This is a genomic window from Streptomyces sp. NPDC059477 (assembly GCF_042749375.1).
Taxonomy (GTDB): Bacteria; Actinomycetota; Actinomycetes; order Streptomycetales; family Streptomycetaceae; genus Streptomyces.
In genome coordinates, this window is sequence record NZ_JBHYUG010000017.1 from 48,934 (window position 1) to 71,615 (window position 22,682).

The 22,682-nt window shown below is 71.9% G+C and carries 19 protein-coding genes and 1 tRNA gene; 18 read left to right on the forward strand and 2 right to left on the reverse strand.

Annotation, left to right across the window (positions count from 1 at the left end):
- Positions 1 to 37: 37 nt before the first annotated feature.
- The 18 genes from ispH to ACFXAZ_RS11935 all read left to right on the forward strand — a co-directional run bounded on the left by ispH (position 38) and on the right by ACFXAZ_RS11935 (position 20,467).
- Positions 38 to 958, forward strand: coding sequence for a 4-hydroxy-3-methylbut-2-enyl diphosphate reductase (ispH, locus tag ACFXAZ_RS11850; protein ID WP_384588144.1), 921 nt, complete (start codon positions 38 to 40; stop codon positions 956 to 958).
- Positions 959 to 993: 35 nt separating this feature from the next.
- Entirely contained in the window at positions 994 to 2,277 is a 1,284-nt protein-coding gene (locus tag ACFXAZ_RS11855; protein WP_384588147.1) for a polyprenyl synthetase family protein, read from the forward strand.
- 316 nt (positions 2,278 to 2,593) lie between these two features.
- Positions 2,594 to 3,499: a hypothetical protein gene (locus ACFXAZ_RS11860; RefSeq protein WP_384588150.1), complete on the forward strand. Its 906-nt coding sequence runs from the start codon at positions 2,594 to 2,596 to the stop codon at positions 3,497 to 3,499.
- Positions 3,500 to 3,590: 91 nt separating this feature from the next.
- Positions 3,591 to 4,526 (forward strand): sugar phosphate isomerase/epimerase family protein, encoded by a 936-nt coding sequence (locus tag ACFXAZ_RS11865; RefSeq protein WP_384588153.1) that lies wholly within the window; start codon positions 3,591 to 3,593, stop codon positions 4,524 to 4,526.
- Positions 4,523 to 5,845 carry a M20/M25/M40 family metallo-hydrolase gene (locus ACFXAZ_RS11870; RefSeq protein ID WP_384588156.1) on the forward strand — a complete coding sequence of 441 codons (1,323 nt, stop codon included), beginning with the start codon at positions 4,523 to 4,525 and terminating at the stop codon, positions 5,843 to 5,845. Before ACFXAZ_RS11865 ends, ACFXAZ_RS11870 begins: the two co-directional genes overlap by 4 nt.
- Positions 5,842 to 7,071: an Ldh family oxidoreductase gene (locus ACFXAZ_RS11875; RefSeq protein WP_384588159.1), complete on the forward strand. Its 1,230-nt coding sequence runs from the start codon at positions 5,842 to 5,844 to the stop codon at positions 7,069 to 7,071. Before ACFXAZ_RS11870 ends, ACFXAZ_RS11875 begins: the two co-directional genes overlap by 4 nt.
- Positions 7,068 to 8,018 carry a Gfo/Idh/MocA family protein gene (locus ACFXAZ_RS11880; RefSeq protein WP_384588161.1) on the forward strand — a complete coding sequence of 317 codons (951 nt, stop codon included), beginning with the start codon at positions 7,068 to 7,070 and terminating at the stop codon, positions 8,016 to 8,018. The genes ACFXAZ_RS11875 and ACFXAZ_RS11880 overlap by 4 nt, the downstream gene beginning before the upstream one ends.
- Positions 8,015 to 8,593, forward strand: a complete 579-nt coding sequence (locus tag ACFXAZ_RS11885; protein ID WP_384588164.1) for a DUF6917 domain-containing protein — start codon at positions 8,015 to 8,017, stop codon at positions 8,591 to 8,593. Before ACFXAZ_RS11880 ends, ACFXAZ_RS11885 begins: the two co-directional genes overlap by 4 nt.
- Positions 8,594 to 8,600: 7 nt before the next feature.
- Positions 8,601 to 10,550 carry a 1-deoxy-D-xylulose-5-phosphate synthase gene (gene dxs, locus ACFXAZ_RS11890; protein ID WP_384588167.1) on the forward strand — a complete coding sequence of 650 codons (1,950 nt, stop codon included), beginning with the start codon at positions 8,601 to 8,603 and terminating at the stop codon, positions 10,548 to 10,550.
- Positions 10,550 to 11,707 (forward strand): flavodoxin-dependent (E)-4-hydroxy-3-methylbut-2-enyl-diphosphate synthase, encoded by a 1,158-nt coding sequence (gene ispG / locus ACFXAZ_RS11895; protein WP_384588170.1) that lies wholly within the window; start codon positions 10,550 to 10,552, stop codon positions 11,705 to 11,707. Before dxs ends, ispG begins: the two co-directional genes overlap by 1 nt.
- Positions 11,708 to 11,757: 50 nt before the next feature.
- The gene (locus tag ACFXAZ_RS11900) at positions 11,758 to 12,702 is read left to right on the forward strand and encodes an alpha/beta hydrolase (RefSeq protein ID WP_384588173.1); all 945 of its coding nucleotides are present in this window, start codon (positions 11,758 to 11,760) and stop codon (positions 12,700 to 12,702) included.
- A gap of 31 nt (positions 12,703 to 12,733) precedes the next feature.
- On the forward strand, positions 12,734 to 14,173 hold the full coding sequence (locus tag ACFXAZ_RS11905; protein ID WP_384588176.1) for an NAD(P)/FAD-dependent oxidoreductase: 1,440 nt from the start codon (positions 12,734 to 12,736) through the stop codon (positions 14,171 to 14,173).
- Positions 14,170 to 14,880, forward strand: a complete 711-nt coding sequence (locus ACFXAZ_RS11910; protein WP_384588179.1) for a class I SAM-dependent methyltransferase — start codon at positions 14,170 to 14,172, stop codon at positions 14,878 to 14,880. Before ACFXAZ_RS11905 ends, ACFXAZ_RS11910 begins: the two co-directional genes overlap by 4 nt.
- A gap of 159 nt (positions 14,881 to 15,039) precedes the next feature.
- Positions 15,040 to 15,282, forward strand: a complete 243-nt coding sequence (locus ACFXAZ_RS11915) for a hypothetical protein (protein ID WP_384588182.1) — start codon at positions 15,040 to 15,042, stop codon at positions 15,280 to 15,282.
- A 258-nt stretch (positions 15,283 to 15,540) separates the two neighbouring features.
- Positions 15,541 to 16,425 carry a vWA domain-containing protein gene (locus ACFXAZ_RS11920; protein WP_384588185.1) on the forward strand — a complete coding sequence of 295 codons (885 nt, stop codon included), beginning with the start codon at positions 15,541 to 15,543 and terminating at the stop codon, positions 16,423 to 16,425.
- A gap of 5 nt (positions 16,426 to 16,430) precedes the next feature.
- Complete coding sequence (locus ACFXAZ_RS11925; protein WP_384588188.1) at positions 16,431 to 17,291, forward strand: hypothetical protein; 861 nt, start codon at positions 16,431 to 16,433, stop codon at positions 17,289 to 17,291.
- Positions 17,291 to 19,480 carry a hypothetical protein gene (locus ACFXAZ_RS11930; protein WP_384588191.1) on the forward strand — a complete coding sequence of 730 codons (2,190 nt, stop codon included), beginning with the start codon at positions 17,291 to 17,293 and terminating at the stop codon, positions 19,478 to 19,480. Before ACFXAZ_RS11925 ends, ACFXAZ_RS11930 begins: the two co-directional genes overlap by 1 nt.
- A 531-nt stretch (positions 19,481 to 20,011) precedes the next feature.
- The gene (locus ACFXAZ_RS11935; protein WP_384588194.1) at positions 20,012 to 20,467 is read left to right on the forward strand and encodes a hypothetical protein; all 456 of its coding nucleotides are present in this window, start codon (positions 20,012 to 20,014) and stop codon (positions 20,465 to 20,467) included.
- A 217-nt stretch (positions 20,468 to 20,684) separates the two neighbouring features.
- On the opposite strand, the gene ACFXAZ_RS11940 is transcribed toward ACFXAZ_RS11935, so the two are convergent.
- A complete protein-coding gene (locus ACFXAZ_RS11940) occupies positions 20,685 to 22,010 on the reverse strand; it encodes a cation:proton antiporter (protein ID WP_384588197.1) in 1,326 nt (441 codons plus the stop codon).
- A 551-nt stretch (positions 22,011 to 22,561) separates the two neighbouring features.
- Positions 22,562 to 22,635: transfer RNA gene (locus tag ACFXAZ_RS11945), tRNA-Thr, on the reverse strand.
- Positions 22,636 to 22,682: the final 47 nt, after the last annotated feature.

A 22,682-nucleotide genomic window follows, 5' to 3' on the forward strand; every position in this document is an offset into this window, starting at 1 on the left:
TTCTGTCCACCCGGCTGAAATTCATGAGAAGTCGGTCGTGCTCGCCGAACCACGCAGCTTCTGCGCGGGCGTGCGGCGTGCCATCGACATCGTGGAAGTCGCACTCGAACGCTTCGGCGCTCCCATCTATGTGCGCAAGCAGATCGTGCACAACGAGCATGTGGTGAGCGACCTGGAGGCCCGCGGGGTGCGCTTCGTGGACTCCGCGGACATGGTGCCGCCCGGCGAGGTCTGTGTGCTGTCCGCCCACGGCGTCTCGCCGGAGGTGCGCCAGGGCGCCGAGGAGCGCGGGCTGACCGTGATCGACGCCACCTGCCCGCTCGTGGCCAAGGTCCACCAGGAGTCCCGCCGCTTCGCCGAGGACGGCCGGACGATCCTGCTCGTCGGCCATGCCGAGCACGAGGAGGTGGAGGGCACGTTCGGCGAGGCACCCGAGCGCACCCTGGTGGTGAGCACGGTGGAGGACGTGCACGCGCTGGACCTGCCGCGCGACGCCCCGGTGGCCTTTCTGACCCAGACCACCCTCGCCCTGGATGAGACGGAGGAGATCATCGAGGCCATGCGCGAGCGGTTCGACGATCTGCTCGGCCCCGGCAGCGACGACATCTGCTACGCCAGCCAGAACCGCCAGAACGCGGTCAAGGCGATCGCGGCCCGCACCGACCTGGTGCTCGTCGTGGGCTCCGAGAACTCCAGCAACTCCGTGCGGATGGTCGAGGTCGCCCGGACCGCGGGAGCCGCCGCGCACCTGGTCCCCGGCCCGGAGCACTTCCAGGAGAGCTGGCTCGTCGGGGTGGAATCGGTCGGCGTCAGCGCGGGTGCCAGCGCCCCCGAGGTGCTGGTCGACGGCCTGCTGCGCCGGCTCGCCGACCTCGGGTACGGCCGGGTCGAGGTGGAGCGGACGGCCACGGAGAACGTTGTCTTCCAGCTGCCCGCGCTGTTGAAGGGGACGGGGTGAGTGCCGTGGCGGGTGGGGGGCGTGAGGTGAGTGCCGTGGCGAGTGGCGGGCGTGAGGCGAGTGCCGTGGCGGATGGCGGCCGTGAGGCGAGTGCCGTGGCGGGTGAGGGGCTCGGCACGGGTGAGGTGGCGGCCGGGGGGCGGGGCACGGCTGACTTGGGCGCCCGCCTGCCCGACGCCGCCGGTGAGGGACATGGGCCGGGTGACGGGCCGGCCGAGGGGCAGGGCACGGCTGACTCGGCCGGTAAGAGGCACGGCACGGCTGACGCGGGCGCCGAGGGTGACGACCCGGCCGACGCCGACGTCCTGCCCCGGTTACTGGACTCCGTCCTGCGGCGCATCGACTCCGTGCTCGCCGGGGAGAGCGCGCGCTGGACCGCCGTCGACCCGCGGTGCGCCGCGTTCGTCGACGCCGTCACCGCGATCACCGTCGCCAAGGGCAAGCTGCTGCGCCCCCGCTTCTGTCTCCTGGGCCATCTCGCCGCGGGCGGCGACCCCGGATCGGCCGACGCCGTCGACGCCGCCGCGGCCCTGGAACTCCTGCACAGTTTCGCCCTGTTGCGGGACGACGTACTCGACGACTCCCCGCTGCGCCGCGGCGCCGTCACCGCCCATGAACGGCACGCGGACGACCATCGGGCACGGGGGCTGCGCGGAGAGCCGCGGCGCTACGGCGAGGGGGTGGCCAACCTGGCCGCCGACCTCTCCCATGTCTACGCGGACCGGCTCACCCGCCGGCTCTCGGAACCGGCCCGCGCGGTGTGGGACGAGACGCGCGTCGAGGTCACCGTCGGCCAGTACCTGGACATCGCCGTCGCCGCCGAGGGGGTGGCCGACCCGGATCTCTCCCGGTGGATCGCGGTCTGCAAGTCCGGCCGGTACACCATCCACCGCCCCCTCCAGCTCGGTGCCACGATCGCGGGCCGGCCCGACCTCGCCGACGCGTTCGAGGCGTACGGGCTGCCGCTGGGCGAGGCGTTCCAGCTGCGGGACGACCTGATCGACGCGTTCGGCGACTCCGAGAACACCGGCAAGCCCACCGGGCTCGACTTCGCCCAGTTCAAGATGAGTTACCTGCTGAGCCTCGCCGTACGACGCGATGAACGCATCCGTGAACTGGCCGCCGCGCCCGCGGGACCCGAGGCAGCGGCCAGGATGCGCGCCCTGCTCATCGAGAGCGGCGTGGCCGATGACGTGGAGCGGCGCATCGCGCACCTCGTCGAGCAGGCCAGACAGGCCGTGGCCGAGGCGCCCCTGGTCTCCCGCTGGCGCGACGAACTGATGGATCTGACGGCCTCCGTGGCCTACCGCGACCGCTGAGAGGAGCCAGGCCGGCATGGAGCGCGCAGAGCAGCCAGCAGGGGCGGGACAACCAGCAGGGGCAGGGCAGCCGGCACCGCCACCAGCAGGACCACCGACACCGGCACCGGCAGGCCGGCCCGGGGACACGGCACCGCGAACGGAACAGACAGGGCCCGCACAGCCGGCGGCGCCCGCCGGGCAACCCGCGCGGACGCTGATCATCGGGCTCGGCCGGGCAGGCCTCGGGCTGCACTGGGCGGTACTGCGCCGGCTGCGCGCCACCGGGCGGCACACGGATCTCTTCGATCCCGCGCCCGTCCTGACCCTCGACCCCGTGGCCCCGGCGCCACCCGTGGCGGCCGAGGGGCTGCGGCACGTCTCCTCGCTCGACCAGGCCCGCGCCCTGCTCGACCCCGAGCGGACCGTCGTACACCTGTGCACTCCGCCGGTCGCCCGCCTCGGTCTGCTGCGTGAGCTGGCCGCCGCCGGGTTCGACCGGATCGTCGTGGAGAAGCCCCTGGCGTCCGACCGCGCGAGTGTCCGCGAGATCGTCGGCCTGTCCCGTACCGAGGGGCTGCGCCTGGCGGTCGTGGCACCCTGGCTGGCCAGCGCCCTGACCGGGCGGCTCGCCCGCCTCGTGGACAGTGGGGCGCTGGGGGCACTGCGCTCGATCGAAGTGCGGCAGTACAAGCCCCGGATGGGCCGCACCCTGGCCGACAACGGGCACCCCACCGCGTTCGACATAGAGCCTCCGCACTCTCTCGGTGTCTGTCTCCGGCTGGCCGGGCCCGCCCGTCTCACCGGCGCGGAGCTGGACGACATGCGGATCGGTGACACCGTCGTCGCGGGCATGGGCCGGGCCGAACTCACCCTCCGCCACGAGACGGTGACCAGCCGGATCGTCTCCGACCTCACCGCGCCGGTCCGGGAACGCCGCATCCAGCTGGACTTCACGGACGGCCAGGTGGTGGCGCACTACCCGGGCGCCGAGGACGACCACTACGCCCAGCTCCGGATCAGCCGCCGCGGGCGCCCGGAGACCTGGGACGTCTTTCCCGACGACGCCCTGTCCGCCTATCTCCTGGACACCTACCGCGCCCTGCGCGACGGCACGGACCTGGCGCCGCAGTTGCATCTCGCGTCGCGGGTGGTCGAGTTGCTCGCCGACGCCAAGGACCTGGCCCGCCGGGCCGTCCCGGCCGCCGGTCACACCGGACAGCGGGTGGCCCGTGCCGGCTGACATCGAGTACCCACTGGCGACCGGGACGGCGTCTACCGGCGCAGCCGCGGCCGAGGCAGCCGTGACCAGGACGGCCACGACCGGCACAACCGTGACCCCCGCAGCCACGACCAGCGCAGCCGCGACCGGCGCAGCACACCCACCACCCCCCGGAATCCGCTTCGCCGGTATCGGCGACGAAGCCGCCCCCGCCCTCGCCGAACAGATCCGGGCCCACCGGCTGCTGGGCTGGTCCACCATCGAGCTGCGCGACATCGACGGCACCGCCCTCGCCGACCTCGACGACACCGCGTTCGACCGCGTCCGAGGGGCCCTCGACGACGCGGGCCTCGACGTGGTGTGCGTGGACTCCCGCATCGCCAACTGGGCCCGCCCGATCACCGGGGACTTCGACCTGGACCTGGCCGAGCTGAAGCGCCTGGCCCCGCGCTGTGCCGCGCTGGGCACCCGCTACCTCCGTGTCATGTCCTACCCCGACGACCCGGACGGCCGCCTCGGCGAGCCCGAGTGGGGGCGCCGCGCCGTACGCCGGATCACGGACCTCGCCCGGGTGGCGCGGGACGCCGGGCTCGTGCTGCTGCACGAGAACTGCGCGGGCTGGGCGGGCGCCCGCGCGGAACGCGCCCTGCGGCTGCTGGAAGAGGTCGACAGCCCCGCGCTCCGGCTGCTGTTCGACACGGGCAACGGCGTGGCGTACGGCTACGAGGCGTACGACCTGCTCACCGAGCTGGTGCCATGGGTGGAGCACGTCCAGATCAAGGACGCCAGGGGCGACGCGGACGACCCCGTCTACACCCTCCCCGGTGAGGGCGCCTGCCGCGTCGCCGACTGCCTGCGGCTGCTCCTCGACCATGGCTACACCGGTACGTGGTCCATCGAACCCCATCTGTCGGTACGTCCCCACGAGGGCCGCAACGACGCCGGTGACGACGGGGTGGCGCAGTTCGTACGCTACGGCCGCGCCCTGGAGCGACTGGCGGCGGGCCTGCCGGTCGCGGGGAACCCGGCGCCGGAGGCCACCCGGTGACCCGGGCGAGGCTGAGCGGCGCGGAGCGCGAACTGCTGCTGCGGCTGCTGGAGCTGCCCACCGTCGGCCCCCTCGAAGCCGCGAGCGAGGGGGCGGGCGCGAGCGCGGTCGAGCCCCGCCTGTGGGACGCCCAGCGCGCCTACGCCGAAGCCGCCCGGCACATCGGCTTCGAGGTGGTGCACCACGCCCCCGCCGACCCCGCCGACCTGGTGGGCGACCATGTGCCGCTCGCCGTACGCGAGGCGGCTGCCGACCCCCGCTTCCTGGCCGTACAGCCCAGCCTGGTGCTGGCGCTCGGCCCCGCGCTGCCGCAGGCGGACACGGTGATGTTCAACGTCCATCTGGACACGGTCGCGGGCCTCGAACCGGTGGGCTTCGACGGGGAGGTCTTCACCGGCCGCGGCGCGATCGACGCCAAGGGCCCCGCGGTCGCGCTCCTGGCGGGCCTGCGGACGGCCCTCGAAGCCGTCCCCGGCCTGGCCGACGGCACCCGGGTGCTCATCCAGGCGGTGTCCGGCGAGGAAGGCGGCGCCATGGGCGTGTTCGGCACCCGCCCGCTGATCCGGCAGGGCTGGTACGGCAGGCTCAACCTGTTCTGCGAGCCCACGGGGATGCGGCTGCTGACCCGCTCCACCGCGGCCATGACCGCCTGCGTCCGGGTCGACGGGGACGACGCCATCGACGACCGCCCCGGCGCCGGGCACAACGCCACCGTGCTGCTCGGCCATCTCGCGCAGCGGCTCGCGGCCCGGCTGCCGGAGCGGGCCGACGGCGGACAGATCTGCGTGGCGGGCCTGCACACCGGGCACCTCCACAACCGGGTGTACGGGACCGGCCGGCTGCTGCTCAACTGCTCCTACCCAAACCTGGCGACGGGCCGGTCGCTGGCCACCGCCCTGGAGGACGAAGTCTCCGCCGGGCTACGGGAATTCGGCGACCTCTTCCGCACCCACCCCAATCTGGCCCGCACCGCCGCCGACGCCGCCGCCATCACCCGCGTCGAATGGCACAAGCGGGACCTCCCCGCGCTCGCCCCCGTGGACGACCCCTGGGCCACCGAGCTGCTGGAGCGGCGGGCGGGCCTCGCCCGGTGGCCGGCCGACGAGCCCGCGTTCACCTGCGACGCGCTGTGGATGTCCGGTCTGCCCGGCGCCTACACCGCCGTCCTCGGCCCCGGCGACCTGGACCACAACCACGCCCACGCAGCGGGTGAGTACGCCGCGTTGTCCGACCTCGAAGCCTTCGCCGGGGCGGTGAGCGATCTGCTCGTCCGGTTCGCCGCCCGGCATCACGCCGCACCGGGAGGAAGCCCACTGTGACCCAGAAGACCGACGCCCCAGCCACGCGCGGGGTGCTCGTCTCCCATGACGCCCTCGTCGCCTTCACCGCCGAGGTCTTCGCCGACCGCGGGGTGCCCGCCGGGCGGGCCGCCGGCGCCGCCGAGGCGCTCGTCCACGGAGATCTCACCGGACTGACCTCGCACGGCCTGGCCAATCTCACCCGGCTGTACCTCCCGGCCATCGACGAGGGCCGTATCGATCCCGTGGCGGAGCCGGAGAAGATCACCGACACGGGTGCCGCCGTGCTCCTGGACGGCCGCCGCTCGCTGGGCCTGTGGGCCGCGACCGAGGCGCTGGAGCTGGCCGCCGACCGCGCGGAGTCGACCGGCATCGCCCTGGTGACGATGCGCAACGCCACCCACTTCGGCTGCGCGGGCTACCACACGGCCCGGATCGCGCGGCGCGGCATGGTCGCCCTGCTCGCCTCCAACTGCGGGCACCAGCGCATCGCCCGGCCGCCGGGCGGCCGGGCGGCGATGCTCGGCACCAACCCGTTCAGCGTCGCCGCGCCCGCGGGCGAGCACCCTCCCTACGCCCTCGACATGAGCACGACCGTGGTGCCCACCGGCAGGGTGCGCGCCGCCGCCCGTGCCGGAGAGCCGATACCGGAGGGCTGGCTGGAGGACGCCGAGGGGCGCCCCGTGACCGATCCGCAGGCCCTGGACCGCTCCGAAGGCTTCCTGCGCTGGCTCGGCGGCGACCCCGCCACCGGCGCCTTCAAGGGCTACGGGCTCGGCCTGATGGTCGAGGTGCTGGCCGCACTGGTGCCCGGCGCGGGACTCGGCCCCGCCCCGGAGGCCCTCGGCGGCGACGGCTCGCCCACCGGCCGGGACGACGACATCGGCATCACCGCGCTCGTCCTGGCCCCCGGCGCGCTCCGCCCGGAGGAGGACTTCCGGGCCGACTCCGGCGGGATGTTCCAGGCGCTGCTCGACTGCCCGCCCCGCGACCCCGCGTCCCCGGTGAGCTACCCCGGCCGGCCCGAAGCGCTGACCGCCGCGCGCCACCGGGAACACGGCGTGCCGCTCTCCGCCGAGGGCTACGGCGAACTGACCGCCCTGGCCGCCGAGCGGGGCCTGGCCTTTCCCGAGGTCCGGTATCCCGAGGTCCGGGACTCCGAGGTCCGCAATCCCGAGGCTCGCGAAGCGCGACCGACCGGGACCGCCGCCGCTGCCGCCGCCGCTGCCTCCGGGGGTGCCCGATGAGCAACCCCCCGCTGGACGGCCCCCGGGTGAACGAACGGACCCGCATCGGCATCATCGGCCTGGGCGTCATCTCGAAGTTCTACGTCGCCGCGTTCGACCGGCTGCCCGGGCTGGACCTCACCGCCGTGTGCGACCTGCGGCCCGACGCCATGGACCCGTTCCGCGCCACGGCCAAGTGCTACGACAACCACGCGGCCCTGCTGGCCGACGCCGGGGTGGACGCGGTCGTGGTCAACGTCCCCAACGACGCGCACGCCGCGGTGTGCGGCGACGCCCTCGCCGCGGGGGTGTCGGTCTGCGTGGAGAAGCCCCTCGCGACCCGGGGGACGGACGCCCTCGCGCTCACCGAGCTGGCCCGGGAACGCGGGGTCACCCTCTTCACCTCTTTCCACCGCCGCTACAACTCCGCGGTGCTGCGACTGCTGGAGGAGGTGGCCGCGGCCGACGCCCCCGTGCGCTCACTGACCGTCCGCTACCTGGAACGCATCGAGGACCACGCCGGATCCGACCGCTGGTACCTGGACGCCGACCGCTGCGGCGGCGGCTGTGTGGCCGACAACGGCCCCAACGCCTTCGACCTGGTGCGACTGTTCCTCGGCGACACCGAACTGACGGCCGCCGACGTCGTACGCGACGCCGCCGGTACGGACCGCCGGGCCGACATCACGCTGCGCTCGGCGGCCGGCGCGGGCGCCCGCGTCGAACTCGACTGGTCCTACGACGGCGAGGTCAAGGACGTCACCGTCGAACTGGCCGACGGGACCCGGCTCTTCGCCGACATGCTCGACGGCCATCCCGAGTTCAAGGGTTCGCTGTGGCACGAGTACGTCGGCGTGCTGGCCGACTTCGACGCCCGCCTGCGCGCCGGGCAGGACAGCGCGCGCGACGGGCTCGCCGCCCTCGAACTGGTCGAGGCCGTCTACCGGACGGAAGGGGCCACCGGATGAACCCCCGTGAGGACGGCGCCAAGCGGATCGTGCCCGCCACCCTCGTCAAGGTGCTCACCCATCGCCGCGACGACCGGGGCATGCGGCTGGAGGAGTTCACCAGCCGGTGTGTGCGCCGCGGCGAGGTGCACGAACTGGTCTCCACGGACCAGGCCGGGAGCCCGCCGGGGGCGCGTATCGACCGGGTGGGCTTTCTCGGCTTCGCCGAGATCGACGGGGCCGGGGTGATCGACCGGGGGGACGAGGTGTGGGCGGACGGCCGCCGGGTGGGGACCGTGCTCGGCTTCGACGCCTGCCACTTCCCCAACCACTACAACGTACTGATCGCTGTCGACAGCCTGGTGACGGGCCCGGAACTGGGCCTGCGCCCGGAGGTGTCCGTCGTCTTCCGGCAACGGCGGGCGGCCCCGCCCACGGATCCGGCCGGGAGACCACCGGCGTACGCGACCGGGGAACCACCGGCACACGCCTCCACGCAACCACCGGCACACGCCTCCACGCAACCACCGGCACACGCCTCCACGGAACCGTCCGTGGATCGGTCCACAGAACTGCCCGCGCGAACCGGGAGCTGAGCTGACCATGGATCTCCTCGAACGCGTCACCTGCCCGGCCGACCTGCGCGGACTGAGCCCGCGCGAACTCGACCAGCTCGCCGCCGAGACAAGGGCCCTGCTCATCGAGCGGGTGTCCCGCAACGGCGGCCACCTCGGCCCGAACCTCGGCGTGGTCGAACTCACCATCGCCCTGCACCGCGTCTTCGACTCCCCCCGCGACAGCGTCGTATGGGACACCGGCCACCAGGCGTACGTGCACAAGCTGCTCACCGGCCGGGTCGCGGACTTCGCGACGCTGCGCACCCGGGGCGGCATGTCCGGCTACCCCAGCCGTGCCGAGTCCGAGCACGACCTGGTGGAGAACTCGCACGCGTCCACCGCCCTGTCCTACGCCGACGGCCTCGCGCGGGCCCGGCGGGTGCGCCGCGAACCCGGCCATGTGGTCGCGGTCATCGGCGACGGCGCGCTCACCGGCGGCATGTCCTGGGAAGCGGTCAACAACATCGCGGCCGACCCGGACCGCCCGCTGGTCATCGTCATCAACGACAACGCCCGTTCCTACGCCCCCACCGTGGGCGGGCTCGCCAACCATCTCGCCGCGCTGCGCACGTCGCGCCGGTACGAGGAGTTCCTGCACCGCGCCAAGGACACCCTGCGGGGCCTGCCCGCCGTCGGCAACTTCGTGTACCGGGCCGTGCACGGGGCGAAGAAGGGCCTCAAGGACTTCCTCACCCCGCAGGCCCTCTACGAGGATCTCGGCCTCAAGTACCTCGGGCCGGTCGACGGGCACGACCGCGTGGCCGTCGAGGCGGCGCTGCGCCGGGCCCGTGCCTTCGGCGGCTCGGTGGTGGTGCACTGCATCACCGAGAAGGGCCGTGGCTACGCGCCCGCCGAGGAGGACACGAAGGACCGCTTCCACGCCGTACGGGCCGCTCCGGCACCCGGCGCGGCGAGCGCGGGCGCCAAGCAGAGCTGGACGGCGGCCTTCGGCGAGGAACTGCTCGCCCAGGCGCGGCGGCGGCCCGACGTGGTCGCGCTGACCGCCGCGATGCTGGAGCCCACGGGTCTGCGGCCCCTGCAACGGGCCAGGCCCGGACAGGTCGTGGACGTGGGCATCGCCGAGCAGCACGCGGTGACGTCCGCGGCGGGCATGGCCATGGGCGGTCTGCACCCGGTGGTGTGCGTCTACGCGACCTTCCTGAACCGGGCCTTCGACCAGGTCCTCATGGATGTGGCGCTGCACCGGCTGCCGGTGACGTTCGTGCTCGACCGGGCCGGGATCACCGGCGACGACGGGGCGTCCCACAACGGCATCTGGGACCTGGCCACGCTCCAGGCCGTACCGGGACTGCGGATCGCCGCGCCCCGTGACCGGGCGAGTCTGCGACTCCAGCTCGACCAGGCCCTGGCCGTCGAGGACGGGCCGACCCTGCTGCGCTTCCCCAAGGGAGCCCTGTCCGGCGAGCTGCCCGCGGTGGACCGGATCACGGGGCCGGACGGCACCGGATCGCTCGACGTGCTCGCCCGTACCGGCGAGGACGTCCTGCTGGTCGCGGTGGGCGCGATGGCGGGCCCCTGCGTGGCGGCGGCCCGCCGGCTGGCCGAACTGGGCATCGGCTGCACGGTGGTCGACCCGTGCTGGGTGAAGCCGACGTCCGAGGCGCTGGTGCGGCTGGCCGGCCGGTTCGATGTCGTGGTGAGCGCCGAGGACGGTCTGCGGACCGGCGGCGTCGGCCAGACCCTCGCGTCGGCGCTGCGGGACGCCCGGACGTCGCCGCGGGAGCTGCGGACCCTCGGGGTGCCCTCCGGGTTCCTGGAGCACGCCGGACGCGCCGATCTGCTGCGGGAGTGCGGTCTGACGGCGGACGGGATCGTGGAGCAGGTCCAGGAAGCACTGGCGGCGCTGGCGACGAGCGAAGCGCTGGAAACGATGGACGGGGCCGTCGGACGCCCCCCGCTGAAGGGAGTGGTGTGATGACCTCGTCCGTAGCTCTCGGAATACCGTCGGTTCCCGTCCGGCTGGCGGAACGCCGCAGGTCACGACAGATCCAGGTGGGTTCGGTCGCGGTGGGCGGGGACGCCCCGGTGTCGGTGCAGTCGATGACGACCACCCTCACCGCCGATGTGGACGCCACGTTGCAGCAGATCGCGGAACTGACGGCGGCGGGCTGCCAGATCGTACGGGTCGCCTGCCCCTCGCAGGACGACGCGGACGCGCTGCCGCAGATCGCCCGCAAGTCGAAGATCCCGGTGATCGCGGACATCCACTTCCAGCCGAAGTACGTCTTCGCGGCGATCGACGCGGGGTGCGCGGCGGTCCGGGTGAACCCGGGCAACATCCGCAGGTTCGACGACAAGGTGAAGGAGATCGCCAAGGCGGCCTCCAGCGCCGGGACCCCGATCCGCATCGGGGTGAACGCGGGCTCGCTGGACGCCCGGCTGCTCGCCAAGTACGGGAAGGCGACGCCGGAGGCGCTGGTGGAGTCGGCGCTGTGGGAGTGCTCGCTGTTCGAGGAGCACGGGTTCGGTGACATCAAGATCTCGGTGAAGCACAACGACCCGGTCGTCATGGTCAGCGCCTACCGGCTGCTGGCGGCGCAGTGCGACTACCCGCTGCATCTCGGCGTGACCGAGGCGGGCCCGGCCTTCCAGGGGACCGTCAAGTCGGCCGTCGCCTTCGGCGCGCTGCTGGCGGAGGGCATCGGGGACACCATCCGGGTGTCGCTGTCCGCCCCTCCGGTCGAGGAGGTCAAGGTCGGCACCCAGATCCTGGAGTCGCTGAATCTGCGCCAACGACGCCTGGAGATCGTCTCCTGCCCGTCCTGCGGACGCGCCCAGGTCGACGTCTACAAGCTGGCGGACCAGGTCATGGCCGGTCTGGAGGGCATGGAGGTGCCCCTCCGCGTCGCCGTCATGGGCTGCGTGGTCAACGGCCCCGGCGAGGCCCGCGAAGCCGACCTGGGTGTCGCCTCCGGCAACGGCAAGGGCCAGATCTTCGTCAAGGGCGAGGTCATCAAGACCGTCCCCGAATCGAAAATCGTGGAGACCCTCATCGAGGAAGCGCTGAAGATCGCCGAGCAGCTGGAAGCCGAGGGCACGGCACCCGGAGAACCACAGATCACCGTCACCTGACCACACGTCAGCAGCCAACTCGGTAGATCAGATCAGAAAGGCACAGCCACATGAGCCTGGTCAGCTTCGACGTGACCCCCGCGCAGTCCCCCGGCACGACCTGGCAACTGGCCGCGGAGCTGTTCCTCCCCGCGGGCGATCCGCCCGACACCGTCCAGCTCCTGCTGCCGGGGCTCACCTACGACCGCCGGTACTGGACCGCCCCGGGAGCCCATGACTACACCCGGCACGCCGTCGCCGAGGGCTACGCCGTACTCGCCCTCGACCGCCCCGGCACCGGCGGGAGCACGCACCCCCCGGCCGACCAGGTCACCGTCGACAGCAATGTCGACGCCGTGCACCAGGTGATCGGGGCCCTGCGCCGGGGCGCCCCCGGCGTCCCGTCCTTCCGGCGGGTGGTCGCCGTGGGACACTCGCTCGGCTCCGGCATAGCCGTCATCGAGGCGTCCCGCCACCACGATCTGGACGCCCTGGTCATCACCGGCCTGCTGCACGCGTTCGGCCCGCTCTACGCGGAGGCGGTACCGGCACTGCACCCGGCCGCGGAGGACGAGCTGCTCGCCGGGACGGACCTGCCGGAGAACTACCTCACCACCCGCCCCGGCCGCCGCGCGGCCCTCTACGAACACCCGGACGGCGTGGACCCGGAGCTTTCCGCCTACCACGAACGCACCAAGTCGACCGTGACCGCGGGCGAGGGCTTCACCCTGGACGCCATCTACCAGCCGGAACCGGCGGCCGGCGTGGACGTGCCCGTCCTGCTGGTGGTCGGCGCGCAGGACCGCCTCTTCGGGGGCGGCCAGTTGTCCACCGCGGACGCGGCGGCCGTCGTGGCGCACGAGCGGAAGTTCTACACCGGCGCGCCCGATCTGGAGGCGTTCACCGTGCCCGAGGCCGCGCACTCCCTCAATGTCCACCGCACCGCCCCGAGCTGGTACGCGGCAGCGCACCAGTGGCTCGGCCGCCGGGTGCCCGCCACGGCCTCCCGCGCATGAGGGCCGGGGCGGCGGGACAGGGGGCGAGGCCATGACCGGCCGGAGCGCGAGCGCCCGCCCCGGGGGCGGCCACGCGGTGGTGCTGGGCGGCAGCCTCGCGGGGCTCTGCGCGGCGGCGGCGCTGGCCCCGCACGTGGACCGGGTCACCCTGGTGGAGCGGGACCGGTACCCCGAGGAGCCGCGCTGGCGCCGCGGGGTGCCCCAGGCACGGCACACCCACAACCTCCTGGGCGCCGGACAGCGGTCCCTGGAGCAGCTCTTCCCCGGCCTGCTCGGCGAGCTGCGGGACCTGGGCATGGTCGAGGTCCGGATGCCCGAGGACATGCTCCTGCTGATGGCGGGCGGCTGGGTGGACCGCTTCCCGAGCCGCCATGTGGTGCTGTCCGGCTCACGCGATCTGCTCGACTGGGCCGTGCGCAGGCGGCTGCTGAAGCTGCCGGGGGTCGAGATCCGCGAGGAGACGGAGGCCGTGGGCCTCGTCGCGGGCCGGGGCGACGCGGTGCGCGGCGTACTCCTGCGCGACCGCGACGCCTCGGTCCGCACGGGATGGGGGCAACCGTACGCGTGGGAGGCGGACTTCGTCGTCGACGCCACCGGCCGCGGCTCCCGCACCCCGGCCTGGCTGGAGAGCCTCGGCTACGACCCACCCGCCGAAACGGTGGTGGACGCGGGCTGCGCCTACGCCACCTGCGTCTTCGCCCCTCCCCCGGGACACACCGCCGACTGGAAGTGCGTCCTGCTCCAGTCGACGCCCGAGGAGCCGCGTTCGGGCATCCTCAACCCGATCGAGGGCAACCGCTGGATGGTGTCGGTGGCGGGCCTGGGCGGCGAGCGCCCGCCCCTGGACCACCAGGGCTTCGTCGACTTCGCCAAGCGCCTGCGCAGCACCGCCCTGTACGACGCGATCCGCGACGCCGAACCACTGGGCGAGGTGTACGGATCGGGCCGTACGGAGAACCGCAGGCGCCACTACGAACGGCTGGCCCGCTGGCCCGACCGCTTCCTCGTCCTGGGCGACGCGGCCGGCGCCTTCAACCCGGCGTACGGCCAGGGAATCTCGGTGGCGGCACTGACCGCGCTGTCCCTCCAGAAGGCACTGACCCAGGCCAGGGCGCGTGGCACCGGCGCCCTCCCGGACGGCCTCGCGGTGACCATGCGCGCTCACGTCGCACGGCACGTGGACGCCGCGTGGATGCTGTCGGGCAACGCGGACCTGGCGTACCCGGGAGCCGCCGACGGCCCCCTGCCGCTGGCCGCGCGCCTGGGCAAGAAATACACCGACCGCCTGCTGAAGGTGGCGACGACCGACCGGACGGTGGCCACCGCCCTGCTGGACATGACCCACCTCCTGGCCCCGCCACACGTCATCCTCAAGCCGAGAGTCCTCGCCTCGGTACTGCGCGGCCCGAGAAACACCGGCCCGGCGGCCACTCTCCCCCGACCGGCAGACCCTTTGGAGGATCGCGCATGACGACGGTCGAGTCCCAGCGCATGGTGAACATCTACCGCAAACGCGCCAAGCGCTACGACATGACATCGAACCGCCTCTACCTCATAGGCCAACGCACGATGGCCTACAAACACCTGGCCCTGGAGCAGCTCGCCCTGCGCCCCGGCGACACGGTCGTGGACGCCGGCTGCGGCACCGGCCACAACCTCCCCCTGCTGGCCGAGGCGGTCGGCCCCACCGGCAAGGTGATCGGCGTGGACCTCACCGACGCCATGCTGGACCAGGCCCGGGACCGAATCGAGCAAACGGGCCTGACCAACGTCACCCTGGTCCAGGCCGACCTGACGACCTACGAATACCCGGAGAACGTCCGGGGCATCATCGCCTGCTTCTCCCTCACCCTGATCTCCGAGTACGCCAAGATCATCGAACGCGGCTACGAGGCGCTGGCCCCCGGCGGTCGCTGGGTGATCCTGGACTACCGCCTCCCCCACTGGTGGCCGAACCGCCTCATCCCCGCCCTGGGCCCGATGATCGCCCCGTTCGGCGGCGACACCAGCATGGTCGAACGCCACCCATGGGAACCCCTCCAAAAGGGAGCCGAACGCCACCGAACCCTGACGCGCTATGGCGGCTGGGTCTACGTGGCGGTGGGCGAGGCGCCGGGAGGCGGGAATCCAGGCCGGCGGGGGCCGGACCGGGACGATACGCGGCAACAGGGCGGCTGAAACCGGCCCGGGCCTGCATGGGTCGGCGTGCAGGCCTTGGCCGACACCCGAGGAAGCCGACCGCACTCGGCCGCCGGTGCCATACCGGCTGCCGCGGGGAACCCGCGCCCGCCGGGAATCCACCACCCTTCGAAACACAAAAGTCTTACCAAGACAGCCATGGTCACCACCCCCGACCCCACTCCCACTCCCGCTCCTACTCCCGCTCTCGGCGAAGGCCCGGTCCGCCCGGTCTCCGTCTCCCTCCACGAGGGCACCATCGCCGCCCTCAAAGCACGCACCGGCAAGCGCGGCATATCCGCCTACGCCGAAGCCGAGCACGGCCCGGTCGACCGGGCCGCGGTCGACGCCAAGCGAGCGCTCCTGCGCGGCGACACGGCCGGCTCGGCGGACACCGCGTGAGCGGCACCCTGGTCCTGGACCACGAGGTCCAGGGTCACCAACTGTCCGGGTCCTATAGCCGGTGTCCTGCCGCGATACGACGTGTGCGCGGGGGATGGCACGACACGGATACGGACGTCGGAGCCACCGGAGGCTCGACCGACGAATACGTCGAGCCTTTCCGAGCCTGCGAGCCCTCCGATCCCGCTCACCGAGCTGCACCGCGTCCGCTACCATCGGCCTCCCTGGGGGGTCAGGTTTCCGCGCGCGTTCCATGCCGTGACGCTCAGCCCCTGTCGTGCAGAGGAGCTGGTCGCCGAGATGCCGTACACCGCCGAGATCAGCCGGATCAACCCCGGTTGCTTCATCTTCCTCGTGGACCAGTCGGCCTCGATGAGCGATCCCATCGGCAGCGGTGAGGCGGTGCAGCGGCGCGCCCAGGTCGTTTCTGACGCCATCAACCGGTTGCTGACCGAGCTGTCGGTCAAGTGCGCAAAGGAAGAGGGCGTCCGCGACTACTTCCACGTCGCGGTGATCGGCTACGGCCACAACCAGGTGGGTTCTGCCTTCACCGGCGCGCTCGCCGGCCGGGACCTCGTACCGCTGAGCGAGATCGCGAACAACCCCGCCCGCCTGGAAAGCCGCACGAAGAAGGTTCCGGACGGCGCCGGCGGTCTCGTCGAGACAACCGTTCAGTTCCCTGTCTGGATGGACCCGGTCACCAACGGCGGCACCCCCATGACCCGCGCCCTTGGCTACGCCGACTCCCTGGTGGCCCGCTGGGTCGATGAGCAGCCGGGCGGTTTCCCGCCCATCGTTCTCAACCTGACCGACGGCGAGTCCACCGACGGTGATCCCACGAGCGCGGCCATCGGGCTCGCCTCGCACGCCACCGCCGACGGGTCGGTGCTCCTCTTCAACCTGCACGTGTCCGGGGCCGGCGGAACCCCCGTCACGTTCCCGGACAGCGAGGGCGAACTCCCGGACACCTACTCCCGGCTGCTCTTCCACATGTCGAGCGTGCTGCCCAGCCACATGCGCTCCTACGCCGCTTCGCAGGGGCACCGGGTCAGCGAAGCCACCCGCGGTTTCGTCTACAACGCCGACATCATCTCCATCGTCGAGTTCCTCGACATCGGTACGCGCGCCACGGAACTGCGCTGAGCGGCATGGGCGCACACCCGACGCCCATCGACTTCCAGTGCTTCCTGGTGCCCAAGGCAGGCAGCTCTCCGGAGGAATGTGAGGACGCCGCACACGTCGCGTCGTCACCCGAGAGGCATTCCGCCTTCGCCGCCGTGTCCGACGGGGCGTCCGAGAGTCTGCTCTCCGGGGCGTGGGCCAGGCAGCTCGTACGAGGCGCCGTCGCCTCGATGGCGGCTGCCGACGACCGTCGGCACGACAGGGAGGGCGGCCGGTACGAGTCCTTCGTCGAGGATCTCCTGGCCCGCACCGTCGGCCGGTGGGACGGCTACATCGCGGAGTATCAAGCGGAGCGGGCGGCCCGCGGCCGGCCCATCACCTGGTACGAGCAACCGGGGCTGGACAAAGGGGCGTTCGCCACGCTGGTGGCGGTCCGCATTCGGGCGGAATCAGCAGCTCCGGAAGACCCCGAGGGCCCATGGCGCTGGACCTGGAACGCCTTCGCCCTCGGCGACAGTTGCCTCTTCCACCTCCGCGAGGGCCGGCTGCTCACCTCGTTCCCCATCGCTGACGGCGACGGCTTCGGCATCACTCCACAGCTGCTCGGCAGCCGCAACCGCGATGCCGCGCTGATCACCGACCGCGCGTCGACCAGCGCCGGTGAACTGCGCGCGGACGACGAGCTGCTGCTGGCGACCGATGCGCTGGCCGCATGGCTGCTCTCACACCCTGAAATCGATTCGGGCGGATCCGGCAAGCAGCTCGGAAAGCTTGCCGATCTGGGCGAAGAGACCTTTGCCGAGTGGGTCCAGAGCGAGCGCGACAAGTCCCGGATGCGCAACGACGACGTAGCCCTCATTCGCATGCGGGTGAAGACGGAGGGATAATGGCGGTCTCCCGCACCGGCGGACCTGCTGCCGGCCGGAAGTTCCCGACCGGCGCGAACTACGTGGAAGCCCTCCAGAACCCCACACTGTGCTTCGAGGACCCGGACCTCAAGCACGGGACGGTCCAGCAGAGCCCCGTACTCGGCCCGAAGGCGATCTCGGGAAATTTCGCCAGCGTCTTCTCCATCACCGCCCCGGGGGGACAGCGGTACGCGCTGAAGTGCTTCACCCGCGACAGCAGCACGCTGGAGACCCGCTATCAGGCCATCAGCAGACAGCTCGCCGGCCTCGGGACCGCCACGCTGTCCCAGCCCTGGCCGGTCGGCATCGAGTACCTGCCGAGGGGCGTCCTCGTCGCCGGTGAGTGGTACCCGGCCCTGAAGATGGCCTGGGTGGAGGGCACCAGCCTGATCACGTGGATCGAGCGAAACACCCGGGACACGGCGGCCGTTCTCAAGACCGCTGAGCGGTTCGCCGCGCTGGTCGCCGACCTGGAGAGACTCGGCGTCGCCCACGGCGATCTCCAGCACGGCAATCTCCTGGTCGCCGCCGACAACACGCTCCGCCTCGTCGACTACGACGGGATGTACGTGCCCGCGCTGAAGGGGCAGGGCGCCACGGAGAACGGCCACCGCAACTACCAGTCCCCGACCCGTACGAGCGCGGACTTCGGCCCTGTCATGGACCGGTTCTCGGCCTGGGTCATCTACCTCAGCCTCGTCGCGACCGCCACCGATCCCACCCTCTGGGATCAACTGCACGAAGACCAGGGTGAGTTCCTGATCCTGAAAGAGGACGACTTCAAGGAACCGCGATCCTCACTTGCCTGGAGCTTGCTGCTGACCCATGCGGACCCGGACCTCCGGGCGCTGGCCGCGCAGACGCACGGGCACCTCACGGCGGCCGTCCAGGCGGTTCCCCCGCTGACCACGGCAGGGGTGACCCCGGCTCCGACCCCGCGTCCGGCCCCCGCGGCGACCCAGCAGGGCAAAGCCCCCTCCTGGCTGGCCGGGCACATTCCGCAGCCCCGGAACACGCCTGCGGCAGGGGGCGCGGGTACGGGCACGGCCGTCGGTACTGGCTTTGCGCGCCGGCGCCCCGCGGACATCCTCGCCGGTGTGTTCGCGCTGACCGGATCGGCCGCACCGGCCGCGCTCACGGCCGTCAGCATGCTGCCGACCGGCTACCTGGCCGCCGCCCAGCTGGGCGCTCTGCTCCTGTCCGGCGGCGCCCTCCACGCCACCCGGCGCTCCCGCCCCGAGGCCCGGGCTTCGAAGGCCCGGATACTGGTGCTCCAGCAGCAGGTGGACGCACTGGCGGACTCCGTGGCGGCGGCGCAGAAGATCCACCATGAGATCGAATCCCTGAACACGGCCGGCGCGAGCCGGGACACGCAGATCAGCCGGCAGATCAAGAGCCTCCAGACCGAGCTGCGCGACGAGCGGTCGCGGATCGACGTCACGCTCAACAAGGAAACCGGCAATCTCAGGACCAAGCTGAGCGGTCTGGCCACCAAGGAACAGCAGCAGCTGGATGCCGCGCTGGCGGCGGCGGTCAGGACGCACGTCCAGGACAGGCTCCGCCGGACGTCCATCCAGGACGTCAAGAAGCTCTCCAACATGGGCAGCGGGACGGTCACAAGCCTGATCGCCGCCGGTATCCGCACAGCCGCCGACTTCACCGGGGTCCGGTACGTACAGGGCAGCAGATACGGCAACCGTGACGCGTACCTCATCCGCTCCAACGGGCATCAGGTCAAGATCCCCGGCGTCGGCGAGGTCCGGGCGGCGACGCTCGAAAGCTGGCGAACCTCGCTGGAGCAGCGGGCCCGGAAGTCGGCTCCCACCGGCGTGGGCGCCCAGGAACGAGCCACGATCCGACGACAGTTCGCCGCGCAGAAGAAGAGATACGAAGCGGAGATCACACAGGCCGAGGACGCGGCCCGGCACAAGCGTGAGCAGCTCCAGCAGCGCATCACCACCCGTCTACAGCGGGCCAACACGGAGAAGCAGCAGCACCAGGCGGCCACCCAGCGCCAGTGCGCGGTGCTGCTTCAGCGCCAGGCCCAACTCGCCGACGTCACCACGACGCACGGCCTGCTGGTCACCCAGCTCACCACGACCGGCGTGGAGCACCGCCGCACTTTCGGCCTGCGCCGCTACCTCCGCTTCCTCACGACAGGCCGCTGACCCGCCGCCCGCCGCGGAGTCTGGGCCCCAGGCGACACACGCGTCGCCCGGCCCCGGAAATAGCAAAGCCCCAGGTCACGGTGAGTGAGTCCTGGGGCTTCCACGGAGCCGCCTCAGGAATTCGAACCCGAGACCTCCACACCACGAGCACGCGATAGATCGCGCCGGGCCTCGCTGCCGCATGCTTGCTGATCCCGTTCCCCCTGATCAGGAGCCTCTGGCCGTCCAGCACATGCCCGCCTGCGCTGCACCGTCCCGGGCAACCGCGAAGGCGGTACATACCCGGCGTCACATGCTCGGCGTCACCTACCCGGCGCCGAGGCGGCCGGGTTGGTAAGCAGATGGTGGCCGAATACTCCGCCTAGCGGATGCCGGCCCCTGTTTGCCAGGGTTTGAGGCGTCGGCCTGTCGTCCCCGGCGGACCTACCTACCTGCCTGGAGGAGCCCGATGCCCAGCCCATTCCGGGAGTCAGGGCCTGCCCCCGGACCGGATACCTGATCACCTGTTTCTCCACTCGAAGGGGCACAGCCATGGATTTCGACCCCAGCAAGGTGACCACGTTCGAACTCCGCAACGAGTACGCCCTGATGCGCGTACGGGTCCGCCTGGAGGACGCGGACGACTACGACGACGAGTTCCACACCGATGAGAGCCGCGTCTACGACGTCCGCTACGAGGACAAGGACAACACCCACATCCTCACCGGCGGCAAGGTCATCCAGCAGCTCGACCTCAACGACGGCTCCTCCGCCGACGACCTGAACATGCCCCGGACCGGGAGCAAGTTCAACGAGAACAACTCCATCCAGTACGTCGGCGCCAGCGGCGTCAAGGACGAGGTGTACCAGCTCGCCGACTTCACCTCCGGCGACCTCATCACCGGAGTCGACCACGACGGCATCAACGACGACCACACCAACGCCGTCTTCACCCCCACGGTCTCCGAGGACGCCACCCGTCTGATCATCACCATCAGCCGCGGGTAGCGCCCACCGCCCGTCCCATCCCGCTTCCACTTGGGTGCCGGCCCGGGTACCTCACTGCGTACGAGGCGGATCGCTCCCTGGAAGGGAGACGGCCGGCACCTGGCCCAACGCCTGCGGGCGGCAGCAGAAGAAAAAGAAGGACGACGATCGATCACGATCAGACCGATGCCCAGTACGGCCCAGCAGTGCGCTCACCATGAAACAAGAGCTGCTCACATCAGCTGGGTCGCGTGCCCCTGGTTGTCCCGGCAGCTCGCGTACCTGACGGGTCGCCGACCGTGAGCGCGTTCTCCCGTAGATCCGGCTCCGCGCGAAGCGCGCTCGCGAACCAGTCGCCGTAGCGGTCTCCCAGGAACGGGGCCGACGCGCCGTGCAGCAGGACGCTCAGGCCCACGGTCACGGCGACGACCTCGCTCAGCAGCGCCATCCCGGCCAGTTGTTCCTCGAAGGCGAGCAGGCCGAACACCAGGGAGGCGAGCCCGCGCGGGCCGAACCAGCCGAGATAGGCGACGGAGGCCGGACGCAAGCCGGTGCCGATCAGCGCGAGCGCGACCGGCAGCATCCGGATGACGGTCAGGCTGATCACCGCGTAGACCACCATCCGCCACGTCAGGTGCTGGAGAGCCGGTCCCAGGATGACCGCGCCGAACACGAGGAAGCTCAGCGAGGCCAGCAGCAGGCCCAGCCGCTCGGTGAACCTCGTACTCCGCCCCGGATCCGGGCTCTCCGCGCGAACGCCCCGGTCGGCGGACATCCGGCGCAGCCGGATGCCGAAGGCCAGGCCGGCGGCCCAGGCACCGATGAAGCCGCTGCCCTCCACCACGACGCACAGCGCATACGCGACGACCGGAACGGCGAGCGCCAGGAACTGCCACCAATCCGTGCCGCTCCAACCCCGGGCGGCCGACCAGCGCAGCACGCTCGCCCCCGCCCAGCCGGCCGCGAGTCCGATCGCACCACTGAGCAGCAGCGCACGCAGAAACGTATCGACGACGCCCGGATGACCGTGCCCCTCACCAGCCGCTGCCAGCGCCAGCACGAAGAACGGCAGCGCCAGGCCGTCGTTGAGACCGGATTCGACCGACAGGCCGCCGCGGATCAGTGCGGGGACCCGTTCGTTGGAGACGGCTTGCTGCCCGAGCGCGGCATCGGTCGGCGCCAGGATGATGCCGACCAGGGCCAGCTCCCAGACGCTCAGACCGGGCAACAGCAGCCAGGCCACCAGCCACCCCAGAGCCATCGTGGCAGGCAGGCCCACCACGAGCAGCCGCAGCGGCAGGAACTTTTCCCGGCGCAGGTCCCAGGCCCGAATCCCCGCCGCGTCCGTGAAGAGAAGAAGGACCAGCGCCCCCTCCAGCAGCGTTCGGGTGACCTCGGGGTCCTTGGCCCGGTCGATCAGGTCCAGGCCGAGAGGGCCGATCGCCAGACCGCACAGCATGAACACCAACGGCCCGGAGATCACAGTCGTCGACAGCCGCCGCGAGAACGCCCCATAGGCGACCACCACACCACCGGACACCACCACGGCCCACTGGCTGCTCATCCGCGCTCCTCACGACCGGCCCGGGTCATCGGCCCGGCAACCGCATACGGGTGACGCACCTACGCACCTACTGCCCCAACTGCACCACCACACCTCACACAGAGGCACGAACCATCACCCTATGTGCCCACGGGGTGAGTCCAAGGGACCTCGACGGCACATATCGGCGCGGCCATCGGCGCGCACGACTACCGGCTGCGACGGCAACCACGCGGTCCTGACCGAGCCGAAGACCCTCGGTCCGCCCCCAGCCGTCCCTGACTGCCCATCAGCGGAGAACGCCTGCCCGTCCGCCGAAGCCGTCCTCCCGCCACGGTCCCGGCCTACGAGGGGGTGTTGGAGTGGTTCCACAAAACGATCTGACCCTGCCAGAGCCCCGTCCGAGCTGCCCGGCCGCGACCCGGCGGACTTCCGCGCCTCCGCACGTCGGCTGCGCAAAGGCGCTCCCCTTGAACCGGGCGGCCCGGAACGGAAGGCTCCACTCACCGGGAAACCGCCCCGGAAATGCGAAAAACCCCAGGTCACGGCGAGTGAGTCCTGAGGTTCTTCAGAGCCGCCTTCGGGATTCGAACCCGAGACCTACGCATTACGAGTGCGTTGCTCTGGCCATCTGAGCTAAGGCGGCGCGCTGCCCGCACCATGGTGCGCTCGGCAGCGACGGTAAGTCTACAC

Coding starts and splice junctions, on each gene's coding strand:
- ACFXAZ_RS11940 (WP_384588197.1), bottom strand. CDS start 22,010: ATGAGCAGCCAGTGGGCCGTGGTGGTGTCCGGTGGTGTGGTGGTCGCC.
- ACFXAZ_RS11905 (WP_384588176.1), top strand. CDS start 12,734: ATGACCGGCCGGAGCGCGAGCGCCCGCCCCGGGGGCGGCCACGCGGTG.
- ACFXAZ_RS11915 (WP_384588182.1), top strand. CDS start 15,040: ATGGTCACCACCCCCGACCCCACTCCCACTCCCGCTCCTACTCCCGCT.
- ACFXAZ_RS11925 (WP_384588188.1), top strand. CDS start 16,431: ATGGGCGCACACCCGACGCCCATCGACTTCCAGTGCTTCCTGGTGCCC.
- ACFXAZ_RS11935 (WP_384588194.1), top strand. CDS start 20,012: ATGGATTTCGACCCCAGCAAGGTGACCACGTTCGAACTCCGCAACGAG.
- dxs (WP_384588167.1), top strand. CDS start 8,601: ATGGATCTCCTCGAACGCGTCACCTGCCCGGCCGACCTGCGCGGACTG.
- ACFXAZ_RS11880 (WP_384588161.1), top strand. CDS start 7,068: ATGAGCAACCCCCCGCTGGACGGCCCCCGGGTGAACGAACGGACCCGC.
- ACFXAZ_RS11930 (WP_384588191.1), top strand. CDS start 17,291: ATGGCGGTCTCCCGCACCGGCGGACCTGCTGCCGGCCGGAAGTTCCCG.
- ACFXAZ_RS11900 (WP_384588173.1), top strand. CDS start 11,758: ATGAGCCTGGTCAGCTTCGACGTGACCCCCGCGCAGTCCCCCGGCACG.
- ispG (WP_384588170.1), top strand. CDS start 10,550: ATGACCTCGTCCGTAGCTCTCGGAATACCGTCGGTTCCCGTCCGGCTG.
- ACFXAZ_RS11910 (WP_384588179.1), top strand. CDS start 14,170: ATGACGACGGTCGAGTCCCAGCGCATGGTGAACATCTACCGCAAACGC.
- ACFXAZ_RS11885 (WP_384588164.1), top strand. CDS start 8,015: ATGAACCCCCGTGAGGACGGCGCCAAGCGGATCGTGCCCGCCACCCTC.